10 protein-coding genes and 2 pseudogenes are annotated in these 12,598 nt (G+C 68.2%); 8 read left to right on the top strand and 4 right to left on the bottom strand.

The window, feature by feature from the left end:
- Nucleotides 1-201, top strand: a 201-nt coding sequence (locus ACFYMM_RS43745; RefSeq protein WP_388398305.1) for a hypothetical protein, incomplete at its 5' end; no start/stop codon positions are given.
- A gap of 344 nt (nucleotides 202-545) precedes the next feature.
- Here the strand turns inward: ACFYMM_RS43745 and ACFYMM_RS43740 are convergent.
- Nucleotides 546-788: a DUF3761 domain-containing protein gene (locus ACFYMM_RS43740; RefSeq protein WP_388398302.1), complete on the bottom strand. Its 243-nt coding sequence runs from the start codon at nucleotides 786-788 to the stop codon at nucleotides 546-548.
- Nucleotides 789-1,625: 837 nt separating this feature from the next.
- Nucleotides 1,626-2,147, bottom strand: a pseudogene (locus ACFYMM_RS43735) (transposase); the annotation flags it as partial.
- Between the two features lie 370 nt (nucleotides 2,148-2,517).
- Here ACFYMM_RS43735 and ACFYMM_RS43730 point away from each other — a divergent pair.
- Nucleotides 2,518-3,942 (top strand): PP2C family protein-serine/threonine phosphatase, encoded by a 1,425-nt coding sequence (locus ACFYMM_RS43730; RefSeq protein ID WP_388398299.1) that lies wholly within the window; start codon nucleotides 2,518-2,520, stop codon nucleotides 3,940-3,942.
- Nucleotides 3,939-4,307: an STAS domain-containing protein gene (locus ACFYMM_RS43725; RefSeq protein ID WP_388398296.1), complete on the top strand. Its 369-nt coding sequence runs from the start codon at nucleotides 3,939-3,941 to the stop codon at nucleotides 4,305-4,307. The genes ACFYMM_RS43730 and ACFYMM_RS43725 overlap by 4 nt, the downstream gene beginning before the upstream one ends.
- Before the next feature lie 360 nt (nucleotides 4,308-4,667).
- Here ACFYMM_RS43725 and ACFYMM_RS43720 read toward each other — a convergent pair whose 3' ends face one another.
- A complete protein-coding gene (locus tag ACFYMM_RS43720) occupies nucleotides 4,668-5,330 on the bottom strand; it encodes a TetR/AcrR family transcriptional regulator C-terminal domain-containing protein (protein ID WP_388398293.1) in 663 nt (220 codons plus the stop codon).
- Between the two features lie 109 nt (nucleotides 5,331-5,439).
- On the opposite strand from ACFYMM_RS43720, the gene ACFYMM_RS43715 reads away from it, so the two are divergent.
- Both ACFYMM_RS43715 and ACFYMM_RS43710 read left to right on the top strand, forming a co-directional pair.
- Entirely contained in the window at nucleotides 5,440-6,165 is a 726-nt protein-coding gene (locus tag ACFYMM_RS43715; protein ID WP_388398290.1) for a hypothetical protein, read from the top strand.
- A gap of 197 nt (nucleotides 6,166-6,362) precedes the next feature.
- A pseudogene (locus tag ACFYMM_RS43710) lies at nucleotides 6,363-6,500 on the top strand (IS5/IS1182 family transposase); the annotation flags it as partial.
- Nucleotides 6,501-6,604: 104 nt separating this feature from the next.
- Here ACFYMM_RS43710 and ACFYMM_RS43705 read toward each other — a convergent pair.
- Nucleotides 6,605-7,330: a GNAT family N-acetyltransferase gene (locus ACFYMM_RS43705; protein ID WP_388398310.1), complete on the bottom strand. Its 726-nt coding sequence runs from the start codon at nucleotides 7,328-7,330 to the stop codon at nucleotides 6,605-6,607.
- A gap of 710 nt (nucleotides 7,331-8,040) precedes the next feature.
- Here ACFYMM_RS43705 and ACFYMM_RS43700 point away from each other — a divergent pair.
- The 3 genes from ACFYMM_RS43700 (at nucleotide 8,041) to ACFYMM_RS43690 (ending at nucleotide 12,529) form a co-directional block, all read left to right on the top strand.
- Entirely contained in the window at nucleotides 8,041-9,294 is a 1,254-nt protein-coding gene (locus ACFYMM_RS43700) for a hypothetical protein (protein ID WP_388398287.1), read from the top strand.
- Nucleotides 9,295-10,097: 803 nt separating this feature from the next.
- Nucleotides 10,098-10,934 carry a helicase associated domain-containing protein gene (locus ACFYMM_RS43695; protein WP_388398308.1) on the top strand — a complete coding sequence of 279 codons (837 nt, stop codon included), beginning with the start codon at nucleotides 10,098-10,100 and terminating at the stop codon, nucleotides 10,932-10,934.
- A gap of 878 nt (nucleotides 10,935-11,812) precedes the next feature.
- Nucleotides 11,813-12,529, top strand: a complete 717-nt coding sequence (locus ACFYMM_RS43690) for a hypothetical protein (protein ID WP_388398284.1) — start codon at nucleotides 11,813-11,815, stop codon at nucleotides 12,527-12,529.
- Nucleotides 12,530-12,598 lie beyond the last annotated feature (69 nt).

Here is a 12,598-nt window from a genome sequence, read left to right as displayed (position 1 = left end):
CAAGGTCGTCTCACCCAACGACTTCACCGACCTGACCCAGGTCCGAAACCGGCTCCGAGCATTCGAAGACCGCTACAACGCCACGGCACAGCCATCCAGTGGAAGTTCACCACCTCCGACCTGGACGATCTGCTGGCCCGGCTCGACCGACACACGCTCACCGACCGACACCAAGAATCCTCCGTCGCACTGGCCGCCTGATCAACCCCCGAAGGATTTACGACGCAGACCACTTAGCGTGAGGAGCGCTACCTGTAGCGGAGTATGACGTGGGGCCCGGCCTCCGGCCGGGCCCCACGTCATCTATAAGCACATGCCCGCTCAGGCGGAGCGGATAGATCGGGCGTACCGGGCGCATCAGAGGGTGCGGGGGTCATACATCGGCCCCCGCAGAAGCAGCAGTGGAACCCTGCGCCTCCTAATTTCTGCGGGGCTGCTGCACGCGTCCCGCAGGACTGCCTGCCGCCCGCGGAAACGCCAGCCATTTACCGCCAGGAGAGCCTGCTCATTGGCCTCGTGCTGTACGAGGCCAACGCTGCGGTGCGCTACTTGAACCAGTAGCGGACGCCGTGGTGGTGGGAGCAGGTGCCCTGCGAGTGCCGCGAGTACGACAGGGAAGCGTCCTTGCACTTCGCGGTCTCGTACTTGTCCGCAGGAGACTTGTGGTGCGTCCACCCGCACACCCCGGTGGTGTGGTGGACGCAGTGGTGAGCGGTGTTCGTGGACGGCAGTGTCGCCGCGGACGCGGCCGGTGCGCTGAAGAAGACGCCGGCTACGGCGACAGCCACAGCGCAGGCAGCAAGACGAGTACGCAAAGGAATCCCCCCTTGAAGCTGAGCAAGTGCAGCGGGAGCCTATAGCGCTCTCACCTGCCTCCTCGCGGGACCTTTGCACCTCTTTACCTGGGGTTCGAGCCGATACGCCCGTTCAAATGTCCGTCAGAAGAGGTGTGCGCCGCGCGGTCGACGGTCCTGCGGCTCTCCGCTTGAGAGCGTCCCCGTGGGGTCATGGCCCTGGCCCAGGGCGGCGTGTTCAGCGCAGCGGCCATCGGCGCGGATGTTGCCCCGATGTCTGGCAGCTGGTCGGCGTGTGTTCGACAAGGCGGGCCGGACAGTGACAGGACTGAGGTGCTTGCGCCTCGTCCTGGCGGGCACGGCTCCTTCACCCCGTCGGGCCGCAAGCCCGGACCCGGACAGCAACGATCGGGAGAAAAGATCCCGAGCACGACGAAGTCCCGGACACCTGGTCCGGGCCTTGCGCTGTTGAACTTCTCAGGTGAAGCACCTGTGCCCGAAATCGGCAGGGTGTGTGTGGATAGGCTTTGGCGGTGACCGCTGATGCCGTGGAGAAGCTGCTCGCTGATGTGTGCGGGACGTTGGCCCGTGCTGGCTTCGACGTGGCGTCGGCCGGTGATGAGGGCGATGCGGCGGGAGAAGGACTCGGTGCTGGTGGGATGGGTGCCCGGCAGCGAGTTAGATCCTGCAGGCAGGGAGGATGCCGAGTTCGAGGGCATCCGTACTGCTCTGCGGTCGGCGCTGCTGGTGATCCTCACGCAGGCCGGTCATGCCGTGCAGGTGGACCACGCGAGCGGTGAGGTGCGCATCAGGCTGCTTGCATGACCCGGGCCACGGGATCGACACCCGCGTTGCCCTCGGCGCGTGGGGCCGTTCGAACGCTGGCGGGCGGGCGTGCCTGACCCAGGCGTGTGAGCGTTCGACGACCCAACGTCGGGGCAGAACGACGAACCCGGAGGCGTCGTTCGAGCGGCTGACGGTCTTGATCGTCAGGTTCAGGTAGGTCTTGGCCCGGGTCACGAGCTGTCCGGCATAGGCGGAGTCGGCCCAGACGATGGTGATCTCGGGGTGCATCAGCCGCAGCCGGAACAGGACTTCCTTGGCCGAGTTGCGGTCGGTCATGTCGGCGGGGGTGACCATGACGAACAGCGGCAGGCCCTTGGTGTCCACGACCAGGTGCCGCTTGCAGCCGTTGATTGTCTTGCTGGCGTCGTAGCCGCGGGAGTCACGGCCGACGGTCTCAGCGGCCTTGATCGACTGGGAGTCGATGACGGTGGCGGCCGCTCCGGGCGCCCGACCCATCTGGCGGCGGACCCGCTTGCGGAGCTGGTCACGGATCTGCCCGATGACGCCACGGTCTAGCGGGGTGCTGGCGGCGACCAGGTCCGCCAGGTCCTCGCGGCGGCAGGCCCGGTCGACCTGGCCGGGGACAACGAACCGTCGGAGTTTTGTGTTCAGGTCGGTGAGCAGCTTTTGGTCCGGACCACAAGCGCAGTCACGTTCGCCTTTTCGCCGATCACTGCGCCCGATTGCGGTCGGTGGGCCGACGGCCGTCCACGATGCCGGTGCGCACTACGAAGTCCGTCGTCGGATCGGGTGCGCCGGCCGTGTTCGGTATGGTTCCGGAGTGCTGGCTGTCTGGTCGGTGCCTTCCTGGGGGGACGACGAGACGAGGGACATGCCGGAACAAGCGAGCCCGCCTGTGATAGCACCGACCGGGCCTGTGGCCGTGTCGGTCGAGGCGGCGCGGATGGCGGCGGTGCGCCGTTACGACATTCTCGACACTCCGCCGGACGGCGCCTATGACCGCGTTGCGGCGCTGGCCGCGCGGCTGTTCGAGGTGCCGGTGGCGACGGTGACGATCGTGGACGAGGACCGGATCTGGTTCAAGGCCGCGCACGGGCTGGAAGGCGTCAGCGAGATCGGCCGCGATCCGGGCCTGTGTGCCTCGGCGGTGCTGCGTGATGACACCACCGTCATCCCCGATACGTTGCTGGACCCGGTCGCCTGCTCCAACCCGCTGGTCGCCGGCCCGATGGGGGTACGGTTCTACGCCGCCGCTCCGATCATCACCGCCGACGGGCACCGCCTGGGCACGGTCAACATCCTCGACACCCGCCCCCGCGAGATCAGCGAGGCCGATGCCTCCACCCTCACAGACCTGGCCGCGATAGTGCGTGACCAGCTTGAGCTGCGGCTGTCGGCACTGAACGCGGTACGCGCCGAGCAGGAGCGCCGCAAGGTCGAGCAGGAGAAGCGCCAGGCGGAGGAAGAGGCCCGCCAGCGTGCCGAGCGGGACAAGGCGGCCATCGCCGCGTTCGCCTCCACCCTGCAGCGCACCCTGGTGCCCCCGGCACTGCCCGCGGTACCGGGCCTGGAGCTGGCCTGCCATTACAAGACCGCCTCCCCGCAGGAAGTGGGCGGTGACTTCTACGACGTCTTCCCCGTGGGCGGGGGCCGGTGGGCGTTCTTCCTGGGCGATGTGTGCGGCAAGGGCGCCGAAGCCGCCTCGATCACCTCACTGACCCGCTACACGCTGCGGGCCGCAGCTCTCGTCGACGCGGACCCCACGGCTGCGCTCAAGGCCCTGAACACCGCGCTGCTGCTGGACGCGGCGGTCGGTACCCGCTTTTGCACCGCCGTCTTTGGCCTGCTCGACCCGGCCCGGGATGGCGGTTTCACGGTCACGCTGGCCACCGGCGGTCACCCGCCCGCCTACCACCTCAGCCCCGTCGAGGGCGGCGGCGTCCGGGTGGAGGCGGCCCGCGCCAAGGGCGGCATGCTGGTCGGCGCGTTCGCCGAAGCCGTTTTCGCCTCACGTACCCTGCACCTGGCACCCGGCGAGGGACTGCTGCTGTACACCGACGGGCTGACCGAGGCCCGCACCGCCGACGGTGACATGCTCGCCGACACGGGCCTGACCGACTTCCTGGCCCAGCGGCCGGCGCCGGTCAGTGCCGGCGCCCTGATCGACGACACCGTCGCGCTCCTGGACACCCTCCCCGACACCGAACGCGACGACGTGGCCCTGCTGGCCCTGTCCGTCCCTACCCCCGATGCTGCTCCCGCCGGCATCACCACCACCGCCCACAGCGCCGCCGCCCCGACCGCCGACGTCTCCGTCGGGCAGGAGAACCCACGCCCATGACCGACGCATTCCACATCGACGTCCCGCACACCGACGGTGCCCTGGCCGTGATCGCCCTGGCCGGCGAGTTCGACCTCGCCGCCGCACCCGCCGTACGCGCCCGCGCCCTGGAACTCATCGCGAACGGCCACCCTGACCTGCTCGCCGACCTCTCAGGCGTCACCTTCTGCGACTCCTCAGGACTCGGCGCCCTCGTCGGCATCTGGCGCTGCGCCAAGGACGCCGACGGCTCCCTGACCCTGGCGGCCATCCCCGACCGGCTGAGCCGCCTGCTCAGCGTCACCGGGATGGACACCTTCCTGCCCGCCTACCCCAGCGCCGACGCCGCGCTCGCCGCACGCCGCGGCAACCGCACCACCGCCTGAACCCCTCGCTCGCAGGAGTGGTCAGCGCATGGCCGGCACGGGAGATCGGTCAGTCGCTGAGTGCTTGGCGGAGGGTTTCACGGCAGTCGATCACTGCGTCGACGCCGACGAAGGACACGGTCTTTCCGCCAGGATCACGGGACGAGGAGAACTCCGTGGTCTCGGAAGTCGCGCCTGTCACGTTCCCGGATCCCCGCCGAGCTGGCAGATCGATACGAACCGGACGTCAAGCGACCACGCCGAAGGTCTGCAGCCAAGATTTGCACTCTTCCGCTTGTGTGAGGATGTTCGGGAACTGGAAATTACCGGGCTGATGGCCGCCGCGGCGGTCTCGGGCGTGCGGCGCGTCCGCGTCGGCGCCTACTGACGCATGTGACTGAGGCCGTCGAGGATGAGGTCGAGTCCGAACGCGAACTCGTCGGCGAAGTTGAACCCTGTCTTCGCCAGTTCCGTGACCACCTCGGCGAGGTAGGGGTAGTCGTCGATCTCTGACGGTTGCCGGTCGGCGACGGCTTTCCGTCGTCGCGCCGCCTCGACCGGGATGTCGCCGGCGAGGGTTTTCTCCTGAAGGGCGAACCCGTAGATGTAGGCGTCCATCAGGTTGTAGGCGTGCACGGCCACGGGGAACGGGAAGCCTGCGTCGCGGCGGAGGCACCGCATCACGGCGTTGTGGTGGCACAGGTTCGCCGACCCTGGAGTGCCTGTCTCCATCCGGCCGACCGCCCACGGGTGACGGAGCAGCGCCTGCCGCATCGACGAGGCGCGTGTGCGCAGAGCGGTACGCCAGTCGACGTCGACGGGCATCTCGACCTCTGCAAAGACCAGGTCGACCATGCCGTCGAGCAGCTCATGCTTGTCCGCCACGTGCTTGTAGAGCGCCATCGGCACGACGCCGAGCCGGGCCGCGAGCCTGCGCATAGTGAGCGCGTCGAAGCCGCCCTCATCCGCCAGCTCGGCGGCCGCACGCAATACCTTGGCGCGGTTGAGCCGCTCCCTGCCGGCGGCTGCGGCGCTGTCCTGCATCTGGGTCCTCTTCGGCCTGACCGATGTCCAGCCTTGACAGGTGTACAGGGTACACCTAGTTTGGCGGCAGCAAAGGTGTACGTCGTACACCTCATGGAGGAGGCACAGCATGAGCTCGACGCCAGGAAGCATCGGGACGAAGCAGCCCCTGATGACCATCACCGCCACGGGGCTCACGCGGGCCGCTGGAATTTCTGCCGCGATCGCCGGACTGCTGTTCATTGGGGTCCAGGTCAACCATCCACCTATGGATGTCTCGTCGGTCACCACCACCGACTGGGCCGTTCGCAGCACCGCAAAGGCGCTCATGGCCGCGCTGGCGCTTGCCGGCATCACCGGCATGTACCTGCGCCAAGTCCGGCAGACAGGGATCCTCGGCTTCATCGGTTACTCGTTGTTCGCCGCCGGCTATCTGCTCATGCTGAGCATCGAGGTCGTCGCGGCCACGGTTCTCCCCTCGCTGGCGCACACGTCGCCCACCTATGTCAACGACGTCCTTGCCGTCGCCTTCGGCGGTACCGCGACCCATGGCATCGGAGCCATGCAGACGGTCTTCGTCCTCAGTTCCGTCGGTTACCTGGCGGGCGGGTGCATGTTCGGTATCGCGCTGTTCCGGGCGCGCGTACTTGCACGGTGGGCCGCGGCCCTCCTCGCCGCCGGCACCGTCGCCACAGTCGCGCTCGCGGTACTTCCGGAGTCGTTCAACCGACCGTTGGCTGTTCCGACCGGAATAGCCTTGATCGGTTTGGGCATCTCGCTGTGGCGCAACCAGCCGGCCACCGTCGGCGACAGTCAACAGCCCCCTTCCCGCGTCGAATACGCTGCCGCGCGGTGATCGTCCAGCAGTTGAGGTCCGCTACCGCTGGCGCGGGCTGAGCATCCCGACACCGTGGACCGCATAGATCATCGAGCCAACGACAGGAACCTGCGGAGAGCCGGATGCGGTGGGAGTCGCACGTCCGGTTCGGTGAGCGGCCCGGGGAAACGGAGTCGGGGAGACCCGACCACCGCGTCCCGGGCCGACTCTCCCTCTTCGCCCACCTGATGCGCACCCGGCGCCTGGCCCGCGACTTCGAGCGGCGCACCGCCAGCGCCGAGGCGATGATCTACTGGTCGATGACGCTGCTCATGACCCGCCGACTTGCCCGGCCGCACCCTGGGCGAGGGTGAACCGGCCCGGCTGCCGCTCGGCCAGCCAGCCCCGCGCGACCAGGCGTTTCGCCTTCGAACGCAGTGCCTCCACCCTCGCCGGCACCACGTCGATGTCGGTTGGGTCACCGCAGGTGGAGCCACCAGGTGATGCCTTCACCGATTGGTGTGAACCCGCAGGTGCGGTAGAGCAGGCTGCCCTCGACCGTCGCATTCAGCATGACCTGCGACGCCCCGGCTTCCCGCGCGGCGGAACACACGGTCCGCAGCAGGCCGGTCCCTAGTCCACGACGGCGGAACCGCGGCCAGACCTCCATGTCGAACACCCCGGCAGTGCCGTGCGTGCCACCGTCGTAGTACGACCACGCCCGCCCCGCGAACGACCGGAAAGACGACGCGGTTTGGGTATATGCGGCCGCGTACCAGGCCACCTGCGGCTCTTGACGAGCCAGCTTCAGCAGGTCGCGGTACTCGGAGTATGCGCCCTCGTAGTCGAGGGTGTCGGTCTGGAACTCGATGCGGCCATCCCGGTCACCTTCCCTGGCTGCGACCGCAGCCAGCGGCGCTGTCATCCACCGAATCGTCCAGCCGCGCTCGAAGCCGCATTCCCGCAGTGCCGACGCATCGACGCATGCATTGAGCCAGACCCCGATGGACGGCCGTCCGCGATCCAGCGCCTGCTGGACTCCGCGCCGCACCGCCGCCGTTTTGAGCTCGCTGGGGAACATCAGGTTCAAGCCCTCGGGACTGTCCGTCCAGGTCAGCGCGCCGTCTTCCCATGATTGGCCGCCGAGCACCTCTGCCTGCGCCCGGAACCAGGAGGTCTGAACGCGCTCGCAATCCTCAACCATCACCCGCAGTACGCTACCGGCGAGAGCCGACGGCGACCGGCGGCGGGACGGCCCGGCTTGAATTCATCTGGCCGATCATGTGCGGAACCAGATGACGAGGGCTACACGGCAGCGGATCACCACACTCCCGGCAGTACCGCCGAGCCGTCCCGCCAGCCCCCACACGCCAGATCATCCAGCCGAACACACCTCACGGCCAGGGATCAAAAACACCTACTCAGGAAGGGACGGGCGGGATGGGCGGCGCGGCCACGGCCGGGGGTGGGGGCGCGTTCAGCCGGTTGCGCGTCGGCCGGGGCCGCCGCGCCTCGCCGCGGCGCCATCAGCCCGGCGACGGGGGTGCTCTGGAATGTCCGACCGGTGAGGGCTTTCCTGGACCTGATCGAAGCGGGCTTCGTGCAGATCCTCGCGGACTCACAGATCCGAAACGCCGACCCCAACCGGGGACGCCCCTACGTGATGCACCTTGGCGCTCCGAAGTGGGGATGGCTTGCCCAGCAGCCCCGAACTCCAGACGGTGCCAGTTCGCCGGCGATCGGATGTGCTGCCGCGCGGCGAGCGCATAAACCCTCCTCAGGCGCGTACCAGTCCTATAGGTGACATATGCCTCTAGTCTCCTTTTTGCGGTTAAAAGGGAGGAAGGGTGATGTTGAGGCATACGTCTCCTCGCCAGTCCGCATGCAGCGCTCTCGCTTCGCCGAGGGCGCTGCATGCGCGTGAAGAACAGGGGAATCGCTTTGGCTGCAGAGCAGAACATCGAGCAGGAGATCGGCCGGCTGACGCTCGGGGATGCGATCACGTCCGTATCTCCCCTGCCGTATCCGGTGCCGGATCCGGACCAGAAGTGGAACCTGCCGAACGGTTTCGCGTGGGTCTACTACGGAGAGGGTTCACGCGGCGTCAGCCGGCCGGTCATCATGGCCGACGGGTTCAACCTGGGCAAGAGTGACCTGACCGTGCTCTACGCGGGTCTCGACCGGGACTACCCGCTGATCACCAAGCTGCGCAAGCAGGGCAGGACCGTCATCCTGCTCGGCTTCCAGGAGCGCACCGCCTCCATCGTCGCCAACGCCGAGGCCGCGAAGGCAGCCATCCGGCGCACCGTCGATGAGCGGTTGGACAGCAGCCAGCTGGCCGTCGGCGGCTTCAGCATGGGCGGCCTCATCACCCGCTACGCCCTGGCAGAGCTCGAGTCCGAGCACGTGGCCCACGAGACCGCGTTGTACTTCTCCTACGACACCCCGCACCGCGGCGGTGTGATCCCCATCGGGATCCAGGCGTTCGCCCACTTCATCCCCACCCTGCCGGGTCAGGAGAACGCCTTCGCCAAGCAGATCAACAGCCCGGCCTCGCGGCAGATGCTGTACCGGCACTACAACAGCGCGGACGGCACCAACCGGCAGGACCCGATGCGCACCGATTTCCTGCAGAGGCTGGAAGAGGTCGGCGGCTGGCCTCAGGGTCCTTTCAAGATCGCTGTCGCCAACGGCACCGGCAACGGCACGGGCGTCGACGTCTCGCCCGGCCAGATGGCCCTGAAGTCAACCGGCGCCACCGTCTTCCCCGGCACCACCTTCTGCACCCAGGCCACCGGGAACGGCGTCACGGTCGCCGAGCTGAAGCGGTTGCTGCCGGCGGCCTCCAAGACCGTCAAGACCGACGACTTCCCCGAGTTCGACGGCGCCCCCGGCGGCACCCTCGACTCCTACGGAATCATCGCCAAGGCCCTGAAGGAAATGGGCGCCACGATCGACCTGCGGCACCCCACCGTCTGCTTCGTCCCCTCGGTCAGCGCCGTCGCCATCCGCGACATCGGCAACCAGGACGACCTCTACGTCAAGATCAACGGGCTCGCCCCGGAGGAAAGCGAACTGGACGAGTTCCTGTGCTCCTCCACCACCACCGCCCACACGGAGATCACCGACGAACTGTGCGAGTGGATCACGGAGCGGCTCCCGAAATGATCGCGCCGTCACTCCCCGGACCGACGGGCCCGTGACACGTTGGGGGCGCCCGCAAGTCCACGGTGACGCGCCCCCATCGGGCCCTACCGGGCGAGACGGTCACGTGCACAGCCGCCGGTACCACGTCTGCGCCCCGGCTGGACGCACCAATTCCCCTGGTGGGCCCGTTCCGGCACGCAGCTGGCCAGCTGCCGGTCAACGTTCTGGCCAGGTAGGAGTCAACGTCCCGCCCCGACGTGTGGCCTTCGGCGACCGACTGGCCATCATTGGGCCGGGCGCACCCTGGGTGCCCGCGTCCGCACCGCCACCAGGCAACCGGCGTGGCTGCGGCTCGTGTCCTCCCCGCGGGACAAGGCGTCGGGGGAAAGATGCGGGACGGCGCCCTCGACGCCCAGCACGCCTTCGGGGACCTTGACGGGCGCCAGGCCCGCCCTCCTGGCTGTCCACGACGCCGTCGACGAGGGTTGCGTCACGCCAGCCTCCGCCGTTTCCCTTCAGCTGATCAGCCCCGTCCGGTGATCCTCACCGGACGGGGCTGACTTCCGTGTGCGAACTGGCCGGCCGGCGGTGCTGCCCTGCGGCGGCCCGGAGGCTGCGCCGCGCAGCTGCGGTTGGACGCACGGCCCGCGGCCCGCCCGTCGCCGGACTCGGCCGACCGGGTCCGCGCCAAGTGCGGGCCCCACGCGGTCGGCCCGGCCGGCGCCGCCCGGCGCGCCTCCTGACCCCCCCGCGAGGGAACGACGAAGCCTCCGGGGCCAACCGGCCCCCGGAGGCTTGAAGCCGCGCTTCGGGTAGAGCGGAACCTGCACAAGGAACAGTGGGCGCGGATGTATGCCGCACTCGTTGACTACGAGACCGTCGAGGGCCATTGCTACCCAAGCGATTGGGAAGTCGCGGTCGACGGCGCAAATCTGGCCCGTTGGGTCCGAAAGCAGCGCGCCTTGGCGGCCAGCGGTGGTCTGGGCGATGAGCGCGCCCGGCGCCTGTCCGCCATCGACTCGTGGTTGGCCGAGAATGCCTACGACGCGTCATTTCGTCGACAATGTGACCGTTACCGAGCCGCCGTCCTGAACGAGCGCGGCGCGATGGAAGCGCGCAAGGCGACCGTGTGGGCGAACAACGTTCGTATGACCCGCAAGCGGTTGGCCGACCAGGGCGAGGACCTGCCGGCATGGAGGCTCGAAGCCCTGGCATCAATACCGGGTTGGAGCTGGGACCCGTTCGAGGAGGGATTCCTGGCGAAGGTTGTGATCCTTCAGAACTTCGTCGCCGAGACCCAGCGCAGTGTCGGCAGCATCAAGCAGAGGGAAAAGTGGAGTGGCCACAGGATAGGGCTCTGGATCAGCTCCTTCCGGAACCGGCGGGCCACCTATGACGCAGAGCGCAGAGCCGTTCTGGAAGAGTTGCCGGGCTGGGCGTGGACACCACAGGAAGACGCCTGGAGCGCTACGCTGGCCGAGTTGCGCGTCTGGGCGGCTGAACACGGCCGGATGCCACGGGCGCATGCTTCTGAGGCCACCGAACGGCGGCTTGGGGTGTGGAAGCGGAACAACAAGAGCAAGCGCCAAGGTCGCACCAACGACGACCAGGCGGTCCGGCTGCGGACTCTGCTGGCTGAGTACGGCGAGCACATGCCCTGACAGCGGCTGGCTGCACGTGCAGGAGCGATCGCGAGCGGTCTCCGCCACGGGTCCGTCATCTCGCCCCGGCTGGACTGCTTCCAACTGGGCGCGATTGTCGCCAGTTCTTGGTCACTTGAGGCCTCGGGCGCCTGACGAACTCGCGGCTGTACCGCAACAGCACGACGTATCGGCCACCGCTCGCACTTCAACCAGTCGCGCCGCGAGCAGCTCACCGCCACGGCGGCCGGGGAGGGATCTGAGCCGCGTCCGGACACACTACGGGTCCCGGGGAATCAGCCATGACGCCCCCGGTACCCGGCATGTGGAGTCGCGCTGTCCAACGAAGGCGCGTTTCCCGGCGTCACGCGGTGGCCGGCTCACGGACTTCAAGTGCGCCAGCGGCCTTCCGAGCAATTGCGACCGCCTCCGGCGGGAGCCGGTCCAGCGAACTGAGGTCTTCGCAGAGCGTGGCCCGCACCCCGTGCAGGCACGCCGTCGTGAACAGCACCTCCGGGTGCCTTTGGGCTGCTGCGCGTCCTGAGCCTGGCTTTGCCCGGGGCTGTACACCATGCGCACCGCCGCGGACTCGTCGGTGCTGGCGGCATCGGTACGGCCTCTTCCCCGATGGCCGCCCAGGTGAGTCCGGGGGAGGCGCGCGGGCCGCCGGGGGCCTTGGGGGTGCGGGCCTATACCGCAACACTCCGGGCGGACCCGAGCGACATCATGCTGCTCCGGGTCGGGTGACTGGTGACGGTAGACGCCCTGTACCTGATCGCGTGCGCCGCACCGCTCGTCCGCTGCCTCAGGGACATCGGGGGCCTCCGTTGACGGTAAGGCTGAGTCTGGCCTGGGGGTATCGCCTCCCGCGGGGACGTTCGTGCGGCCAGAATGGGCGAATGGTGCTGGAGCAGCAGGATCGGGCGGTCCTGGACTTGATCTATGGCTTGGTCTACCCCGAGGGGGCCTGGCCGACGTATCGCACGGTGGACCTGCACATGGACAGGTCCCTGGGCATCAGCGACACGCAGGCGGCCTTGCTCTCTCTTCCGGATCGCCTGCTGATGCACCCATGGCACCGGGCCGGGTTCTACGACAACGACGAGGTACGCCTGACTCTCCGCGGCGTCGATGCATGTCAGGGCGGCCGGCAAGATCTCGACGCTCTTGCTGCCTTCCTCGCCTGGGCCTGCGATCGTGAGTTTGAGGCGCCCGTCGACCAAACGGATCTCGCGGTCACCGCCCGTGAGTACGCCGAGGTCCTCGGTCTGGACCTGGGATCTTTGCCTGACCCTCAGGATTCGCAGTCGGCGGACCCTGGGCCGGTTTCCGCTCAGGCAGCGGCAGCCCGGGAGAAGATGACGCGCATCCGCTTCCTGGGAATGCTCGTGCCGAGCTTCTGGCAGTCGGCAGGGTACTCCCACGCGGGTTCCTGGGACTGGACGTTCTTCATCGACCGGCGGCAGCTGCGGCGCTACCGCGGTCTGGGCAGCGGCGCTGATCTCCTCCAGCTGGAGGATGAGGTCCAGCGCGGCACAGCATCCTCACCGTTGCAGTCGTCCGTCTCGGATACTGCAGGCACCGTGTCTGAGAAGCCGTTGTTTTTCCGGAGTTGAAGACTGCTTTTTCGCTGGTCGGGCATAGGGTCGACGATCCCGTGGGAGTAGTGGCCTGTCGTGCTGTCG

This window comes from Streptomyces sp. NPDC006739 (assembly GCF_042869815.1).
In the GTDB taxonomy this organism is placed as follows: Bacteria; Actinomycetota; Actinomycetes; order Streptomycetales; family Streptomycetaceae; genus Streptomyces.
This window is presented reverse-complemented; position numbering and strand designations above follow the sequence as displayed.

Coding starts and splice junctions, on each gene's coding strand:
- ACFYMM_RS43705 (WP_388398310.1), bottom strand. CDS start 7,330: ATGGTTGAGGATTGCGAGCGCGTTCAGACCTCCTGGTTCCGGGCGCAG.
- ACFYMM_RS43715 (WP_388398290.1), top strand. CDS start 5,440: ATGAGCTCGACGCCAGGAAGCATCGGGACGAAGCAGCCCCTGATGACC.
- ACFYMM_RS43725 (WP_388398296.1), top strand. CDS start 3,939: ATGACCGACGCATTCCACATCGACGTCCCGCACACCGACGGTGCCCTG.
- ACFYMM_RS43720 (WP_388398293.1), bottom strand. CDS start 5,330: ATGCAGGACAGCGCCGCAGCCGCCGGCAGGGAGCGGCTCAACCGCGCC.
- ACFYMM_RS43690 (WP_388398284.1), top strand. CDS start 11,813: ATGGTGCTGGAGCAGCAGGATCGGGCGGTCCTGGACTTGATCTATGGC.
- ACFYMM_RS43700 (WP_388398287.1), top strand. CDS start 8,041: ATGCGCGTGAAGAACAGGGGAATCGCTTTGGCTGCAGAGCAGAACATC.